This window comes from Sulfitobacter sp. L-8 (assembly GCF_056859255.1).
The window spans coordinates 174,106-187,853 of record NZ_JBSXOD010000042.1 but is presented as its reverse complement, the minus strand read 5'-3'; the positions used below and the strand labels follow the sequence as shown (position 1 = coordinate 187,853).

Below are 13,748 nucleotides of genomic sequence, written 5' to 3'. Positions count from 1 at the left end.
TGTCGCCCACGAAGTCCTCAAGATGGTCGGGGAATAGAACCCCTTGCTCTCGATTATCACCTTCAATGAAACGCTTCATCCGACATCTCCTGATTACTCATTCAGAATAGCAGAAATATACGTTTCCACACAGCCTCGGCCGGTCACGACAAGCACGCCCATGCTGCTACTGCGAACCCTTTTACGACCAACGCCGTCAGTTTGGGCTCGAAGCAGACCTCTGCGCGACATCTGGTCTACGACGCGCGGACGATCTCCGCCGGCCTTTGGGGACTCCCGCACAATAGGAGACGAACCAGCATTAACAAAACTGACAGCGATCAAGGCTAAAACTAAGTTGAATTCACCTCGAAACCAAACAACAGATACCGAGGCTTCGTCGCTGTTGCCGGAACTAACTTGTTACCAGAAAGTGGCGCGGCCTCGTAGGGAACATAAGACTCATGTCTACGAACTCTTTGAGGCACAAGCTGGTGCACATTCGAGTTTTTGAGCAAGAAGAATTGACACCATATCCTTCTGTTAGATATATTTACAATACACATCAATAACTTAGCTTAGCCTCCTACCATCCCAGCCACTTTTCTTCGACACATTAGAAACAGCGATGTGTCAAACACGTCTGGCGCGGTTTGTGTGTCACAGCGTTTTGAGGCTGTGACCGAAGGTGGTACATATAGTCTTGCGCTTTATTCCGCTCGGCAGCGTAGTATGTACCACATCGGCACAGGGTTCATCCGTAGGTTTCAGACCCCTGGCCAATCTTTTAATTGCTGTAAATGCGCTTGAAGGGGCGGCATCAACCGCAACAGGTCCCGTCCAACTTCATCCCGTCCGCCCCGGATTGCGTGCCCAAGGCGCGGCGGCCATGGGCACGTCGTGATCTGATGATGCCCAATGATTTCCGACAACTGTTTGCGCTGCGCGACGACACACATCTGGCACTTAACCCCAGTGTAGGCTTACATCACATAGCAACCAAGTGCCCCGCTCCCATTGCCCTGTACTGAAGAATCTGAGGAGATTGACCGACTGGCATCACCGGGCTCACGAGTTCTGTTGCCGGCTTTTCACTGGCGGGTATTTTGCGTTCTGGGTCCGGGAACGGTGCGGCCGCGATAAGACGTTGCGTGTATGGATGCTGCGGATTTCCAAACACCTGAGCACTGGTACCGATTTCGACGATTTGGCCCAGATACATCACGGCGACGCGATCGGCGATGTTTTCGACCACTGCCATATCATGCGAGATAAACAGATAGGACATGCCGAACTCAGACTTCAGCTCCTGCAAAAGGTCTAATACAGTTGCCTGCACCGATACATCCAAAGCCGAGACGCTTTCGTCGGCGATTATCAGTTTCGGGTTCAAAGCTAACGCCCGCGCAATACAAATTCGCTGACGTTGTCCGCCAGAAAACTCATGCGGATAGCGATCAAGTGCTTCAGGACCAAGACCGACGCGGTTGAACAGCTCTGTCGCGCGATCCGTTCGGCTTTGAGGCGTACCGATCTCATGAATGACCATCGGCTCTCTGACCAGATCCCCCACGGTCATGCGGCCGTTAAGCGCTGCCATAGGATCCTGGAATACCATCTGCATCGCGCGCGTGTTGGCGCGTTGCGACTGGCGGTCACGCATAATCGGTTTGCCGGCAAACGTCACGACCCCCTCATGCGGGACAAGTCCGGTCAAAGCACGCGCAATAGTAGACTTGCCGCACCCGCTTTCACCCACGATGGCGAAAGTCTCCCCGGGAAAGATCTCGAAGTTTACTTTTTCGACGGCATGGACGCGCGCTTGAACACGGTCCAGAATGCCCCCGCGGAGATCATAGGTTACCCTCAGGTCTCTCACTGAAACCAAAGGTTGTACTGTGGTATCTACCTTGGTTTCGCGTCCCTTTCCCATGCGTGGCACACTGGAAAGCAGTTGCTGCGTATAAGGCATTTTGGGATCGCGAAACAGCGTGCGAACCGCAGCCTCCTCGACCAGCTGGCCCTTTTGCATGACCAGAACACGGTCCGCCATCTCGGCGACAACGCCCATATCATGGGTGATCAGGATCAACGCCATACCCATTTCTGACGTGAGTACGCGCAACAGGTCCAGAACCTCACGCTGCACGGTCACATCCAATGCCGTGGTCGGCTCGTCGGCTATCATCACATCAGGGCGCAGCGCAATCGCCATGGCGATGACGACCCGTTGGCGCATACCGCCAGATAGTTCATGCGGATACTGTCTCATCCTGCGCTCTGGTTCGGTCAAGCGCACGGCCTTGATCGCCTCCAGTGCACGAACACGTGCCGCGCGTCGCGACATCGGCTCGTGCGCGCGTATCGCTTCGGTTAGCTGATCTCCAATCCGCATCACGGGGTTCAAGGCAGTCATGGGTTCTTGGAATATCATAGCGATACGGTCGCCGCGTAGACGCTGTAGCTTGTGTTCGGACAACCTGGTGAGGTCGGCACCGTCGAATATGATCCCGCCGCCAGAGATGTGAACCGCAGGCGGAGGCAGCAAACCCATTATCGCCAATGAGGTGAGCGACTTTCCTGAACCGCTTTCACCTGCGATGGCAAGCGTTTCACCGGCTTCAAGATCGAAACTGAGATCTCGTACAAGCGGCTGAATACCCGCATCACTGCGCACAGAAATATCAAGATTACGTACAGATAAGATTGGGGCCCGATCACCGGCAGCTACAGTCGCTGCCGATGAGGTTGGTGTGGAGGCAGTCATTCGAACACGCAACGCGGGAAATAGAAGGACACAACCCAGTTCGGCATATCAACAATTTCCGAAATTCGCAGATCGCCACATGTCGATACCAGCATATAGGCATCTTCTGCTGACAAACCTTGCGTTTTTCCTAACAAATCGACCATCTGGCTTACGGCTTCTTGTGCGCCGGTCATCAGGTCCGGACCAATACCGGTGGTGACTTCATACCCCTTGGAATCCAAATGGTTGGTAACGGGACCCGGCGTTGTGAAGCGCGGCATTTTGAGATGCGCGTCTTTTATCAGGTCGAGCGTTACCGTGGCATTCATAGGGCTTTCGATCGCGGTACCGCAGACCTCGCCATCGCCTTGTGCCGCGTGGGTATCACCGATGGAGAACAATGCTCCGGCGACTTCGACCGGCAGGTACAGGGTTGTTCCCGCGGCCAGGTCCCTGATATCAAGGTTGCCCCCGACGCGCCGTGGTGGGACGACCGAGTGCAACCCCGGTTCCGCAAGAGCGCAACCGATGGTACCAGCGAAAGGCTTAAGCGGGACGCGCCCGTTTTTGCCAAACAAGGCTGGCTCCAGCGTATCCGGATCATACTTCCAGATCGTCAGCGCCGGATTCTTGAACTGATCGGCCAGCAGGCCGAAACCGGGTATATTTGCGGTCCAACCGAAGCCGGAAGGTTTAAAACCTTCAATGGTGATTTTCAGCGCGTCGCCGGGCTCTGCCCCGTCCACGTAGACGGGACCTGTGACCGGGTTGATCTTGCCAAAATCCATAGCCGCGACATCGGCGACGGTACTGTCCGCATTCAGCTGACCCGCTGAGCTGTCGTGGCATTCGAATTCGATTGTTTCACCAGGTGCCACCGTGATGGCTGGGACAAACGAGTTGTCCCAGCCAAAGTGGTGGCTTGCGCCGTGAATGGTATAGTCAGGACATTTATTGCACATCGTTTACATACACATAGTCATAGTTAACAGGGATAGAGACCGGATCGACATACAGCTTGTCATCGCCGCCCATACGTTCGGACCTCATGGTGTAGCGCTGCTCGTTAAACACTGGCACCCAAGGAGCGTCTTCCATGACTGCCATGTAGATATCGGACCACATTTTCAGGCGCTCTTCGACCATAGCTGGATCGGTCATGCTGTCAGCTTTGACCGCCATCGCGTCGGTATCCGCATTGCAGTACCACGACCAGTTCCAGCCGCCCGGCACGGCCCCGTCACAGCCCAGAATCGGGCCGTAAAAGTTAGACGCATCAGGGAAATCGGCAATCCACGCCATACCGCCCGACCAGATCATCGGTGCTTGGTCTGCTTCACCGCCCGCAGCAATGACGCTGGCCTGAGCAAGGGATTGGATCGTGGCTTTCACCCCGATCTTCGAGAGGTCCTGCTGAATCGCTTGCGCGATGCGTGGGTTCGGATCGGTGTTCATCACAAACAATTCGGTCTCGAAACCATCAGGGAACCCGGCCTCAGCGAGCAGTGCTTTGGCGGCTTCAGGGTCATAGGAATAGCCTTCATAACCTTCTGTGTAGCCGGGCATGGAAGGTGGAAGCGGTTGCGTTGCCGGAACGGCACGGCCGTTGATGACTTGGGTAATCCGTTCTTTGTTGATCGCCATATTGACTGCTTTACGCACATCGACATTGTCGAAAGGAGCCATTTTCACGTTGAGCGTAATGTAGCCCGTATGAAGCTGACCACCTTCGATCACACGCGCTGCTTGCTCCGGGTCACCCATGACCTCTTGGAATTTAGCCGGCGGAATACCATCACCTGGCACGTCGACTTCACCGTTTTGCAGACGTAGCAACGCAACGATTGGCTCCTGGCCTACCTCGAAAGTGACGCTATCCAGGTAAGGTAAGCCTTCACGCCAGTAATCTTGGTTTTTCTCGAAAACCAACTTTTGTCCGATGGTCCAGTCTGCCAACTTAAATGCACCCGTCCCCATCGCGGTCTTGCCGAAATCGGCCCCTGCGGCTTCTACCGCTTCCTTTGCCACCACAGAGGCGAAGTTGAGGCCCATCACGTGCAGGAAGGTCGCATCCGGGCGTGACAGGGTGATCTCTACGGTTTGCTCATCCAAAACTTTGACGCCAGACAGTCCAGTTGCCGTGCCCGATGATACGGCATCATATCCTTCGATCGAACCAAAGAAACCCGCGCCAGGGCTTTGGGTCGCAGGATCGGTCACGCGATCCAGCGAGTATTTCACATCATCGGCTGTCATCACGCGACCGTTGTGAAACTTGACCCCTTCGCGAAGTTTAAACGTGAAAACCTTACCGTCTTCCGAAATGTCATAGCTTTCGGCCAGCCCAGGGCGCAGCTCGGTTGTGCCCGGCTCATAATCCATAAGACCATCGTACAAAGATTTGATCATGGACCAGTTCTGCCAGTCATACCCGATAGCAGGGTCCAAGGTGGCGACGTCGTCTTTATAGGTCACGGTGATGTTGCCACCCGATTTTGCGTTCGGATCAAGATTGGAATGGGCATCGGCTGCAACCATCTGAGGCAGACCGAGGGCTGCGACCAAAGCCGAGGTTGTAAGTAGTTTTTTCATTATAATTTACTCCTGTTGGATAGGTATTATTAGCGGACCTTGATCCGCGGGTCGGCAAATAAGGACGCAATGTCTGCGACCAGATTGCCAATGACGATGGCGCAAGCTGATACCAGCGTGACGCCCATGATGATTGGTATGTCCACACGCTGGATCGCCTGCCATGCGAGCTGTCCGATGCCAGGCCATCCGAAAACGGATTCCACAACAACGATACCGCCCATAAAGATGCCGACGTCGATCCCGATCATCGCGATGATCGGCAGAACGGCATTTGGCAAAGCATGACGCAGCAAAACACGCATGCGGCTCAATCCTTTGGCGCGCGCTGTACGAATGAAATCCTGTCGCAGGACATCAATCATCGAAGATCGCATCATGCGACTGTACCAGCCCGATCCAAGGATACCCAAAGTGATAGATGGCAGAACCATGTGTGCGAACGTGCCGTAACCGCCTATCGGGAACCAATGCAGTTGGACAGCAAAGACGTAGAGCATCAGCAACCCTACGACGAACTGCGGCGCAGACACGCCGATGAAGCTTGCCATCATTAAGGTGTTATCGGTAGCCGTACCTCGCCGCAGTGCAGCGACCACCCCCATGGTGATTCCTAAAACCAGCTCACACACGATGGCACCCAACATCAAAAGCAAGGACGCGGGCAACCGAGCGGCTATAAGCGTACTGACTTCGGTCTTTTGCAAATAAGAGCGCCCCAGATCACCCTGTACCAGATTACCGAGATACCGCGCGTATTGAACGATGAACGGCTGATCCAGACCAAGCTGAGCACGAATATTCGCGACGGTTTCCGGTGTCGCTGAACGGCCGGCAATCTGACGCACCGGATCGGCTGGAAATAGGTACAGCAGCGCAAAAGTGATAAACGAAACACCCAGTAGAATAAGACCGGACTGGAGCAAACGCTTGATGATAAAGGCCACCATTATTCGCGCCCCCGTTGTGTAGGGTCTAGCACATCACGCAGCGCATCACCGACGAGATTGAAGGCCAGGGCCAATGTTACGATCGCTAAGCCGGGAAAGAACACCAACCAGGGAGCCGCCTGAAAATATGTTTGATTCTCGAAAATAATGTTACCCCAGCTCGGCGTGGGAGGCTGAACCCCCACCCCAAGAAAGCTCAGCGTCGCTTCAAGTAGAACCGTGGTCGAAATGCCTAACGTACCCCACACAATAATCGTCGGGGTAAGGTGCGGCAGGATGTGCCTGAACAGGATACGCATATTTCCTGCACCCAATGTACGCTCTGCCGCTATAAACTCACGTTGTGACAGGCTTGCCGTTTCGGCATACAAAACACGCGCGGTTTGCACCCAGTTCACCGTGGCAATCACCATTGCAACGATCCACAGCGATGGCTGGAAGATCGCAGCGAGACAAATCGCCAGCAAGAGCGCGGGGAACGCCATCATAAGGTCGGTGAACCTCATGAGCATGTTGCCCCAAACACCTCCGAAATAGCCTGCCGTTACACCGACAAACGTCCCGATAATCAAGGCCACACCATTCGCCAGAACACCGATGATGAGCGAAGTACGCGCACCGTATAAAATGCGGGTCAACAAATCCCGGCCAAGCAGATCCGTCCCCAGTGCAAATTGGGACCCCGGTGCCATCGGAGCACCTTGCAAGGTGAGACCATCGAACATTTGGTCGTTTGGTTCATAGGGAGTGAGGTAAGGTGCAAAAAGAGCACCAAATACCGTCAGGGTTATCAAAGCCATGCCAAAAAGTGCAAGTTTACGCTTTTTCAGTCGCTGCCAAACTGTCGGTGGCATAAGTGCTGGTGTCGCCTCAGCAAATGCCACGATCGGATCCTCTCGCCTCTGAATGCTTCACGATCTCCACCGCTGCGTCCTCCATTGTCATTTTCCACGCCATCGCAAGTTGGCGTAAATCGTCATATGCGGTCTCTTCGGAGCCGGTCTTCTTCGCTAATAGGGTTACTGCTTGCACGATTGTCTGACGCGCCGACACGCGATCCCGCAGGGCACCAATCTCGGCCAGCAGTGCTTTGCGCCTTTCGAATGATTGCCGCGCCATCAAAAGGGACGCAAAGACGCCACTTGCGGCCAGCGGCTTAACCAAAAGTGCATCTGCACCTGTTTTGGATGCCCATTCGATCCGTCCCGGCGCTTCAGATCCGACCAGTGCAATCATCGGCATTGGTGACTGACCTGTTGCCCAGGAAAACTGGGCATCGTGGCCTGCATCTGTATCGTAAAGAATGAAATCTGCTGTGATCGCGGAAGCCGGCAATGTCGGCCACGCCGTTTCCACCTCAAGACCGATCGCGCGCAACTGACGCAGTAACACCGGCAAGCGGTCATGTGCAGGGTGCAAAACAATTGCTCGAGCACCTTCCAATCCCGCTATATCGATCGGCGGGCTCATGCTTGCACCACTTTCAGCATCGGATCACTAAATCTTGGGTGTCGCGATGGCCGGGTGAGGTAAGGGTCGGGTGCAATATCCGACCAGCTATGCAGGATTTTAAATGCGCCGCTTCGGACCTGCGCGATATGCACGTCGAGCGACTTGTGTTGCGTCGCAGGATCAATGCCGTAAAGGGTCCCGTGTTGCGCCAGATAACTGTCAAATGGACCGTTGGCACCATGCGCCAATGCTTCAGCCAAAGTCAGCACAGACTGATACGAGGTACGCTCCAAGGAAGACCCCTCCCCGTACGCTGTGGGGGTTTTGCAAAAGGATGGACCAACCGAGATCAACCCTTCTGCCGCTTCCCCGAGCACGGGAAGCTCTGCTTCGGTCAGATTACATGACAGCAAGGGGCAATTGTCGGGTGCGAAATGAGAATCACGTTTTCCCAATTCAGCATAGGCGTTGATGAATGCGTACGAGGAGGCCCCTACAAGTGAATTCAAGATGAACTTCGGGCGACTTCTTTCTATCTCGTCGATTAGGCTATCAACAGACGTGTCACCCAGCGGCAGGTAACGTTCACCTAATACAGCACCGCCCGCAACCTAAAGCCGCGTGCGCATCACCCTACACGTCTCCCATCCCCAGATGTAATTGGACCCGACAAGATAGACGGACATGCCGAAGTGGCGTGTTGCCCAGCCCAACAGCGGAAGAATGTTCTGGTTTGTAGCAGCGTGCGAATAAACAACACGAGCCGATGTCTCGAACCCCTCGTATGGAACGTTGTACCATAGTGTTGCCTGGGCACGATCCAGCTCGGGAATAACTTCCTTTCGGCTTGAGGACGTGACGCAGCCCACCACATGTTTTGCAGAAGAACTGGATAGGATTTCCGCGCACATCGGGGCGTAATTCGTAAGCTCTCCAGCTGGGTCCCGGACGATTGGGTTGAAGAAGATCGGCAGATCATGGTTAGCGTTGACACGTTCAATCGCCGACATTGCCCCGGCGAACAACGCCTCAGACAACAACCGATAGGTGCCTGAACGAGAGTACAATACACCAAGATCAAACGTCTTCGACATGGTATCCCCATAAAAAAAGCCCCGACACCGCCAACCTAAGTTGCTTCTGTCGAGGCCCGAATGCCCTTGCTTGGCCAAGGCCAAAGCATGATCTGATTTAAGATCACCTAATTTTAATGCCGCAGAATCGTTACTCGCGCAATTTATTTCCCCGGAATTGTGACAATAAATCTGCCACACCTGAGTGACAGCTTAATTTTTAAGCAGCTTTGGGAAAAACCGCATGTATGGGGGAAGAAACTCGGCTTGAATGTGAACCATCTATGCAGCCTCTGGTGTTCCCGATGCGGGACGCATGGATGACCGATTACCGGCACGCATGTCTATTATGTGCCGCCACTGCCACCGCCACAAAGGATGCTGCATCGCGGCCCGCCCTTTTCACGACATTCGCAGAAGACAAGTAATTCAAGGGCGGCGTTATTGTGCAGACGTCCGTGTCATGTCACGGGAGCATTCCATTGGTCGGAAGTATCGTCGGTAATGATCAATGCATCATACCACGGCCACTGGCGATTGACGCGCATCGCTCCACCGCCGTGGCGACTGCCCATATCGGCGTTTGAACCCTTGGCTGAACGGCGAGGCGCTGACGTAGCCAATCTTCAGCACGGCTTTGGAAACGGTCATGCCATCTGCTATCTTCATCGCGGCGCTGTTCAGGCGCATGGACTATACGAACTGGATCGACGCCATAGTGGTCGCCTGATTGAACTTGCGATGAAACATGGCCCGGCGCATACCAGCGCGACCCGCCAAGTCGTCAATGGATACCGACACATCCAGCCGGGACGACATATACGCGATTGAGCCCGCAACGGCGTTGCCGGCGGCAAAGGCCTCTAGACCGAACGCCCCTGCTTCGCCTTCCAGTATGGCATCATACAGCTCGCGCAGCCTTGCATTACCAAGAATGGCAACGTCCGCCGCACTTTCCCCAAGCTGCACCAACCGCAGGAGCGCGTCGAGAAAGGCAACGTCATAAACGTCGTATAGCGGTTTCTCGGCGGGTGCTGTCGGGGTCCCGGCCTCCACCGGCATGGACGTCGGACAGCACAGATCTTCGCTGCTGTCATTGACGTAGCGCAGCCCGTCGAAAATTGTTTCCTTGCCGCCGAGGATCACGGCATTGACAGCCATAGCCTGAAGCTTGCTAACCCGTGCGGCGACCCTTGTTAGTGAACGGTTTTCAGCGTCCATCCCTAAGGGCGGGGGCACCTCAAGTAATCCGTTCGGGAAGTCAAGCGAACATGCGGTGGTACCTGCTTTGCGGTGTTGCGCGATGCTACTTGCAAAACCGGTTGATACGGCGGTTCCTTCAACGCCAAAGACAATGTTGGCGAAAATCGAAGCCCCCGCCGACGGGTTCCGACACTGGAATTATTGACGAAATCAGGCATCAAGCTCACCGGGCCCGAACTGGAGCCAATAATCCAGGGCGTGAAAACTGTGCCGGTCAGTTGGATCTGACCCAACAGGCGGCCAGTGGTCGGATGCGCAAAGGACAGATCATTTTCGACGCTCCGGAGGTAGAACACGAGACAACGGCGCGTGGCCCGACCCGGCCGCTGAGAGTCTGCTCGGCTAGACGTGACGTAAGGGAAACGTGCTAATTTCGATTAATGAACTTAACGGACGGAACATCTAACCCCATCTGTTGTTGGGTCACCGCAACGATACAGCGCGGCGCTTTGCTTCCGCGTTACACTGTGAACGAAATTGAATTAAGATAAGGACTGCTTTCAATGAAAATTCTTATGGTACTTACCTCGCATGACCAATTGGGCGACACGGGCAAGAAAACCGGCTTCTGGCTCGAGGAGTTTGCCGCGCCTTATTATGTTTTTAAAGACGCAGGGGCCGACATCACGCTTGCTTCGCCGAAGGGCGGGCAACCGCCGCTGGACCCGTCCAGCGATGGAGAAGATTCACAAACCGAAGATACCAAGCGGTTCAAATCGGATGAGGCGGCACAGCGTGAATTGGCAAATACGGTCAAGCTCGACTCGGTTTCGGCCGATGATTTCGACGCCGTCTTTTACCCCGGCGGCCACGGCCCGCTTTGGGATCTGGCGGAAGATGCACATAGCAAGGCGCTGATCGAAGGCTTCGCAGCCAATGACCGCCCTGTCGCGGCGGTATGTCACGCGCCTGCGGTGTTCAAGCACGCAAAGGGCACTGACGGCAAATCCATCGTGTCAGGCAAGACAGTGACCGGCTTCACCAATACCGAAGAAGAAGCGGTTGGCCTGACAAACGTCGTTCCTTTCTTGGTCGAAGACATGCTCAAATCCAATGATGGTAACTATGAAAAGGGGGATGACTGGGCGTCTTTCGTTGTGACTGACGGTAAGTTAGTGACCGGGCAGAACCCCGCGTCTTCGGCAGAAGCGGCACGTAAGTTGCTGGAACTTCTTTGATCCAGATACACCGGGGGGTATTCGCCCCCCGGTGTACGCGAATGGGGTTCGCCGTCCGATATTCGCGGCTGGTATCTCATACCGCCACGTGAATTGAGGACGTTTAACACCTCAGTCTCGCGGGCTTCATGTTTGCGACTGCCGCGTTGACGCCCTCCCGACAGGGGCAATATTTCTGTCCGATCCGTCTTGGCACGCGCCGCGTCAGACGCTAAAACGAAATTTCCCGGTCGCAGCCTACCCGGGTATCAAAACAAGGGTCATAGAATGAAAACCATCGTCGTCTGCTCTGGCGGACTTGATTCCGTTTCGCTTGCTCACATGGTGGCAAACGAAAACCAGCTTACGCGGCTTGTGTCGTTCGATTACGGACAACGCCACCGTAAGGAACTGGATTTTGCCGCCGCCTGCGCCGAAAGGCTGGGCGTGCCGCATGATATCATCGATCTGCGCGCCATCGGCGGCGCGTTGGCGGGTTCTGCACTAACCGATGACATCGACGTCCCGGATGGGCATTACGCAGAAGAAAGCATGCGGGTCACCGTGGTCCCGAACCGGAACGCCATCATGTTAACAATTGCATTTGGCGTGGCCGCGGTTCATGGCGATCAGGCGGTCGCGACAGCAGTTCACGGGGGCGATCATTTCATCTATCCCGATTGCCGGCCCGGCTTCGTGCAGGCGTTCGAGAAAATGCAAAAGGCTGCTTTTGAAGGATATGCCGAGGCAACGTTGTATACGCCTTTCGTAACCCGGACCAAGGCCGACATCGTCATCGCAGGGCAGCGCCACAACACCCCATTTGCCGAAACCTGGTCTTGCTACAAGGGTGGTGAACTGCACTGTGGTCGATGCGGCACCTGCGTGGAGCGACGCGAAGCGTTTCATCTGGCGGGTATCGATGATCCGACCGTGTATGAAGACGCGGATTTCTGGTCCGAAGCGATAGCCGCCAAGGATGCGCCCCATGTATAGGATCACCAAAGAGTTTCACTTTTCCGCTTCACACCAGTTGGGCCACCTGCCAATTGACCACCAATGCGCCCGGTTACACGGCCATAACTATATCGTCGTCGTCGAGCTTGCGTCAGATCAGCTCAACTCAGACGGGTTCGTGCGAGATTACGGAGAGTTGAAGGCGTTCAAGACCTACATCGACGAGAATTTTGATCACCGTCACCTGAACGATGTGATGACCAACATGACGACCGGAGAAAACCTGGCCCGGCATTTTTATGACTGGTGCGCAGCGCTTTGGCCGGAGACCGCAGCGGTAAAGGTAAGCGAAACCCCAAAGACCTGGGCGGAGTACAGACCATGAGCACGCTGCGCATCGCCGAAATCTTTGGCCCGACGATACAGGGTGAAGGTGCGTTGATCGGCGAACCCACGGTGTTTGTTCGCACCGGTGGGTGCGATTATCGCTGCGCGTGGTGCGACAGTCTTCACGCCGTGGACACTTCTTACCGAAGGACGTGGACGCCCATGACACCTGATGCGGTCTGGGACCGGATCGTGCAGCTGTCCCTTGGCAAGCCCCTGACGGTATCCCTTTCGGGGGGCAATCCGGCCATCCAGGATTTCAGCGAGGTCATCGCGCAGGGCCACGCAAACGGATATCGGTTCGCCTGCGAGACCCAGGGATCGGTGGCAAAGCCGTGGTTTGCAGATCTAGATACATTGGTGCTTAGCCCCAAGCCGCCGTCAAGCGGTGAAACGGTGGACTGGAAGGTCTTCGACGCCTGCGTGAACGCGGCAGGGCCTGCGACGACGACGGTGATGAAAATCGTGATCTTTGATGATCTCGATTACGCTTGGGCGCAAGACACTGCCAAAAGATACCCCGATTTGCCGCTGTACCTGCAACCCGGAAATCCCCAGGTCGATCCTTCGGTGTCGATAGCGCCGCAGGACCTGTCGGACAGATTGCTGTGGCTGGTTGAAAAAGTGATGGCGGACAGCTGGTTCGCGCCGCGTGTTCTGCCACAGCTTCACGTCATGCTTTGGGGCAACAAACGCGGGGTGTGACCCCCGAAAAAGGAATATGTGATGGAAACGATTTATAGTGATCTGAAACAGCTGGGTGGGCATACGGAATTGCCGGCGTCGCCTGAACAGGCGACCCTTGAACGGGTGGTGAACCCGCAGGTAGATGTTTCGTATTGCGTTCGGTTTACCGCACCGGAATTCACATCCCTGTGCCCCATGACCGGACAGCCGGATTTTGCGCATCTGGTAATCGACTATGTGCCTGATGGGTGGTTGGTCGAATCCAAATCGCTCAAGCTGTTTCTTGGTGCCTTTCGTAACCACGGTGCGTTCCATGAAGACTGCACCGTTTCAATAGGTCGCCGTCTGGTCGAATTTCTGGCACCGCGTTGGTTGCGCATCGGCGGCTACTGGTATCCGCGCGGCGGCATCCCGATAGATGTGTTCTGGCAAACCGATGCCGTCCCCACCGATGTCTGGATACCCGATCAAGGCGTTCCTCCGTATCGGGGTAGAGGTTAGG

The 13,748-nt window shown here is 55.2% G+C and carries 13 protein-coding genes and 1 pseudogene; 5 read left to right on the top strand and 9 right to left on the bottom strand.

Going from position 1 to position 13,748, the window contains the following annotated elements; all coding sequences use genetic code 11:
* Window positions 1-967 precede the first annotated feature (967 nt).
* The 9 genes and pseudogenes from AC13DE_RS07115 to AC13DE_RS07075 form a co-directional block, all read right to left on the bottom strand.
* Window positions 968-2,746 carry an ABC transporter ATP-binding protein gene (locus AC13DE_RS07115; RefSeq protein WP_446313929.1) on the bottom strand — a complete coding sequence of 593 codons (1,779 nt, stop codon included), beginning with the start codon at window positions 2,744-2,746 and terminating at the stop codon, window positions 968-970.
* On the bottom strand, window positions 2,743-3,690 hold the full coding sequence (locus tag AC13DE_RS07110) for an acetamidase/formamidase family protein (RefSeq protein WP_446313928.1): 948 nt from the start codon (window positions 3,688-3,690) through the stop codon (window positions 2,743-2,745). Before AC13DE_RS07110 ends, AC13DE_RS07115 begins: the two co-directional genes overlap by 4 nt.
* Window positions 3,680-5,320 carry an ABC transporter substrate-binding protein gene (locus AC13DE_RS07105; protein WP_483047477.1) on the bottom strand — a complete coding sequence of 547 codons (1,641 nt, stop codon included), beginning with the start codon at window positions 5,318-5,320 and terminating at the stop codon, window positions 3,680-3,682. Before AC13DE_RS07105 ends, AC13DE_RS07110 begins: the two co-directional genes overlap by 11 nt.
* A gap of 29 nt (window positions 5,321-5,349) precedes the next feature.
* Complete coding sequence (locus AC13DE_RS07100; RefSeq protein ID WP_446313926.1) at window positions 5,350-6,270, bottom strand: ABC transporter permease; 921 nt, start codon at window positions 6,268-6,270, stop codon at window positions 5,350-5,352.
* Window positions 6,270-7,124, bottom strand: a complete 855-nt coding sequence (locus AC13DE_RS07095) for an ABC transporter permease (RefSeq protein WP_483047484.1) — start codon at window positions 7,122-7,124, stop codon at window positions 6,270-6,272. The genes AC13DE_RS07100 and AC13DE_RS07095 overlap by 1 nt, the downstream gene beginning before the upstream one ends.
* Window positions 7,125-7,140: 16 nt before the next feature.
* Window positions 7,141-7,740, bottom strand: a complete 600-nt coding sequence (locus tag AC13DE_RS07090; protein ID WP_483047476.1) for an ANTAR domain-containing response regulator — start codon at window positions 7,738-7,740, stop codon at window positions 7,141-7,143.
* Window positions 7,737-8,816: pseudogene (locus AC13DE_RS07085) on the bottom strand (transporter substrate-binding protein). The gene AC13DE_RS07090 and the pseudogene AC13DE_RS07085 overlap by 4 nt, the downstream one beginning before the upstream one ends.
* Window positions 8,817-9,311: 495 nt before the next feature.
* Window positions 9,312-9,464: a hypothetical protein gene (locus AC13DE_RS07080; protein WP_446313923.1), complete on the bottom strand. Its 153-nt coding sequence runs from the start codon at window positions 9,462-9,464 to the stop codon at window positions 9,312-9,314.
* 24 nt (window positions 9,465-9,488) lie between these two features.
* Window positions 9,489-9,956 (bottom strand): AraC family transcriptional regulator N-terminal domain-containing protein, encoded by a 468-nt coding sequence (locus tag AC13DE_RS07075; RefSeq protein ID WP_483047475.1) that lies wholly within the window; start codon window positions 9,954-9,956, stop codon window positions 9,489-9,491.
* Between the two features lie 605 nt (window positions 9,957-10,561).
* Between AC13DE_RS07075 and AC13DE_RS07070 the strand changes: the two genes are divergently transcribed.
* The 5 genes from AC13DE_RS07070 to queF all read left to right on the top strand — a co-directional run bounded on the left by AC13DE_RS07070 (window position 10,562) and on the right by queF (window position 13,747).
* On the top strand, window positions 10,562-11,236 hold the full coding sequence (locus AC13DE_RS07070) for a type 1 glutamine amidotransferase domain-containing protein (protein ID WP_446295358.1): 675 nt from the start codon (window positions 10,562-10,564) through the stop codon (window positions 11,234-11,236).
* 267 nt (window positions 11,237-11,503) lie between these two features.
* A complete protein-coding gene (gene queC, locus AC13DE_RS07065) occupies window positions 11,504-12,211 on the top strand; it encodes a 7-cyano-7-deazaguanine synthase QueC (protein WP_446295359.1) in 708 nt (235 codons plus the stop codon).
* Window positions 12,204-12,557, top strand: coding sequence for a 6-carboxytetrahydropterin synthase QueD (gene queD / locus AC13DE_RS07060; protein ID WP_446295360.1), 354 nt, complete (start codon window positions 12,204-12,206; stop codon window positions 12,555-12,557). Before queC ends, queD begins: the two co-directional genes overlap by 8 nt.
* The gene (queE, locus tag AC13DE_RS07055; protein ID WP_483047474.1) at window positions 12,554-13,264 is read left to right on the top strand and encodes a 7-carboxy-7-deazaguanine synthase QueE; all 711 of its coding nucleotides are present in this window, start codon (window positions 12,554-12,556) and stop codon (window positions 13,262-13,264) included. Before queD ends, queE begins: the two co-directional genes overlap by 4 nt.
* Window positions 13,265-13,282: 18 nt before the next feature.
* The gene (queF, locus tag AC13DE_RS07050) at window positions 13,283-13,747 is read left to right on the top strand and encodes a preQ(1) synthase (protein WP_446295362.1); all 465 of its coding nucleotides are present in this window, start codon (window positions 13,283-13,285) and stop codon (window positions 13,745-13,747) included.
* The last annotated feature ends 1 nt before the right edge of the window (window position 13,748 follow it).

Coding starts and splice junctions, on each gene's coding strand:
- AC13DE_RS07070 (WP_446295358.1), top strand. CDS start 10,562: ATGAAAATTCTTATGGTACTTACCTCGCATGACCAATTGGGCGACACG.
- AC13DE_RS07105 (WP_483047477.1), bottom strand. CDS start 5,320: ATGAAAAAACTACTTACAACCTCGGCTTTGGTCGCAGCCCTCGGTCTG.
- AC13DE_RS07100 (WP_446313926.1), bottom strand. CDS start 6,270: ATGGTGGCCTTTATCATCAAGCGTTTGCTCCAGTCCGGTCTTATTCTA.
- AC13DE_RS07115 (WP_446313929.1), bottom strand. CDS start 2,746: ATGACTGCCTCCACACCAACCTCATCGGCAGCGACTGTAGCTGCCGGT.
- AC13DE_RS07090 (WP_483047476.1), bottom strand. CDS start 7,740: ATGAGCCCGCCGATCGATATAGCGGGATTGGAAGGTGCTCGAGCAATT.
- AC13DE_RS07110 (WP_446313928.1), bottom strand. CDS start 3,690: ATGTGCAATAAATGTCCTGACTATACCATTCACGGCGCAAGCCACCAC.
- AC13DE_RS07075 (WP_483047475.1), bottom strand. CDS start 9,956: ATGGCTGTCAATGCCGTGATCCTCGGCGGCAAGGAAACAATTTTCGAC.
- queE (WP_483047474.1), top strand. CDS start 12,554: ATGAGCACGCTGCGCATCGCCGAAATCTTTGGCCCGACGATACAGGGT.
- queD (WP_446295360.1), top strand. CDS start 12,204: ATGTATAGGATCACCAAAGAGTTTCACTTTTCCGCTTCACACCAGTTG.
- AC13DE_RS07095 (WP_483047484.1), bottom strand. CDS start 7,124: ATGCCACCGACAGTTTGGCAGCGACTGAAAAAGCGTAAACTTGCACTT.
- queC (WP_446295359.1), top strand. CDS start 11,504: ATGAAAACCATCGTCGTCTGCTCTGGCGGACTTGATTCCGTTTCGCTT.
- AC13DE_RS07080 (WP_446313923.1), bottom strand. CDS start 9,464: ATGAAGATAGCAGATGGCATGACCGTTTCCAAAGCCGTGCTGAAGATT.